The organism is Agromyces sp. P1_H4, assembly GCF_056405255.1.
The window spans coordinates 1-1,717 of record NZ_JBFUCL010000509.1 but is presented as its reverse complement, the minus strand read 5'-3'; the positions used below and the strand labels follow the sequence as shown (position 1 = coordinate 1,717).

Sequence of the window (1,717 nt, the reverse complement as noted above, 5' to 3'; positions counted from 1 at the left end):
CGCTCATGCCGCTCGATCGCTACCTCGCCGACCGCGTCGACCTGCTGGCGCACCCGCCGCAGGGCGCCTAGCGCCCGCCCGCCGCAGGGCGCCGAGCGCCCGCCGCCCGGAGCAGCGCGAGCAGCGCCCACAGCAGCACCGCACCTGCGACGTAGGCCGCGAGGTCCATCGGGTCGAACGCGCTGCCGAAGAGGAGCCTGGACACCGGCACGGCGCCGACGATCGCCGCCGGCACGGGGGTGAGCTGCAGCAGCTCGATCGCCACGGCGAGCGCCAGGGCGATGCCGGTCGCCGTCAGTGCCGAGAGCCTCGGCCACGCGAGCACGATCAGCAGGCCGAAGAAGACGACGTAGAGCATGCTGCCGAGCACGTCGATGAGGGGCGTGCGGGCGAGCAGCTGCAGGGCGAGGCCCAGCACGAGGCATCCGGATGCCGCGACGACGGCGAGCACGCGGAGCCGCCGGGTCTCGGCGGGCGGGGTCGTCTGCGGCATCCGATCAGTGAAGCACACGCCGTCGATCTCGCTTCGGCAACGATCCGGCATCGCTCCGGCAACGATGTGCCCCGTTCGGGGTGTCTCCCGGGAATGAGGCGGAATCATGTCTCTTGCGGTCGGCGCATTCGTCGGCCGTTCGGTGACCGCAGCGGGGGAGGACGGGCACATGGCGTCGATCACGTCGACCGACCGCGCGTGGGTTCCCACGGTCGCCACGGCATCGGTGTTCTGGGTGCTGCTCGTCGTCGCCGCGCTCATGCCCGAGGTCTGCGCGATCGTCGGCCCGACCGGCGCCGGGGCGGCGTGCGTGACGGGCGCGCGCAGCTCGACGGCGATGACCGGCGGCGTCCTGGTGCTCGCGGCAGCGTCCCTCGGCGTCTCGCTCACGTACCTGCTCCCGATGGCGTCGCGCCCCCTCGTGCAACGGCTGTCGATGATCGCGGTCGCCGCCGTCGGATCCGCCGCGCTCGTGATGACCGTCGGGGCGTCGGGCTTCCGGCTCTTCTAGTCGTCGCCATCGGTGCGCGACGGGCGCACCTCGGACTCCTGGATCGACTCGATGACCGAGTCATGCAGGCCCTTCTGGCCGGTGTGCAGCTCCTGGTACGTCTCGCCGGCGCCCATCAGCGGGCCGAACGCCGCCCGCGCCCGCTGCCCGCTCGGCGCCCGGATGGCGCGCACCGTCATGCCCACGACGATCGCGAGCGCGAACAGCGCGGCGAGCGCCCCGATCACGAGCTCCATGGCGTTCTCACCCACCGTCGCCAGGCGGGTTGCTCCGTGAAGCCGAGCGAGGTCCACAGCGACCGGCCGGGGTCGGTTCCGGATGCCGCGGGGCCGCCGGCGCCGTCAGTGGCGTCGACACCGGCGACGGCATCCGCGATGCCCGGCTCGCCGCCGAACCCGTAGGCCGTGAGGGGCAGCAGCGTGCCGTCGCGGTAGCCCTCGAGCACGAATCGCTCGTGGTGCACCACGTGCCCGGGCAGCGCGTCGAGCCGGAACCACTCGAGCCCGGTCGCCTTCTGCTCCATGAGCGACGGCGTGCCGCGCCATGAACGGCAGGCGAAGAACACGTCGAGGCGCTCGTCGACGGGCCGGCCGGTGCCTCCGGTGCGGTGCATGGCCGTGAGCGGCTCGAGGGCCGCCTCGACGACGTCGACGCCGAGTTCCTCCGCCGTCTCGCGCACGCCGGCCGCGAACACGGTCTCGCCCTGCTCCACG

Annotated in this window: 4 protein-coding genes; 1 reads left to right on the top strand and 3 read right to left on the bottom strand. The window is 73.3% G+C overall.

Features of this window, described 5'->3' with window-relative positions; genetic code table 11:
- Nucleotides 1-67 precede the first annotated feature (67 nt).
- Complete coding sequence (locus tag AC1DY2_RS19470) at nt 68-493, bottom strand: ribosomal maturation YjgA family protein (protein WP_476763911.1); 426 nt, start codon at nt 491-493, stop codon at nt 68-70.
- A gap of 106 nt (nt 494-599) precedes the next feature.
- On the opposite strand from AC1DY2_RS19470, the gene AC1DY2_RS19465 reads away from it, so the two are divergent.
- Nucleotides 600-1,004: a hypothetical protein gene (locus AC1DY2_RS19465; protein ID WP_476763910.1), complete on the top strand. Its 405-nt coding sequence runs from the start codon at nt 600-602 to the stop codon at nt 1,002-1,004.
- Here AC1DY2_RS19465 and AC1DY2_RS19460 read toward each other — a convergent pair.
- A complete protein-coding gene (locus AC1DY2_RS19460) occupies nt 1,001-1,240 on the bottom strand; it encodes a hypothetical protein (protein WP_476763909.1) in 240 nt (79 codons plus the stop codon). The genes AC1DY2_RS19465 and AC1DY2_RS19460 overlap by 4 nt on opposite strands.
- On the bottom strand, nt 1,228-1,717 hold a 490-nt coding region (locus AC1DY2_RS19455; protein ID WP_476763908.1), incomplete at its 5' end, for an NUDIX domain-containing protein. The genes AC1DY2_RS19460 and AC1DY2_RS19455, both read right to left, overlap by 13 nt.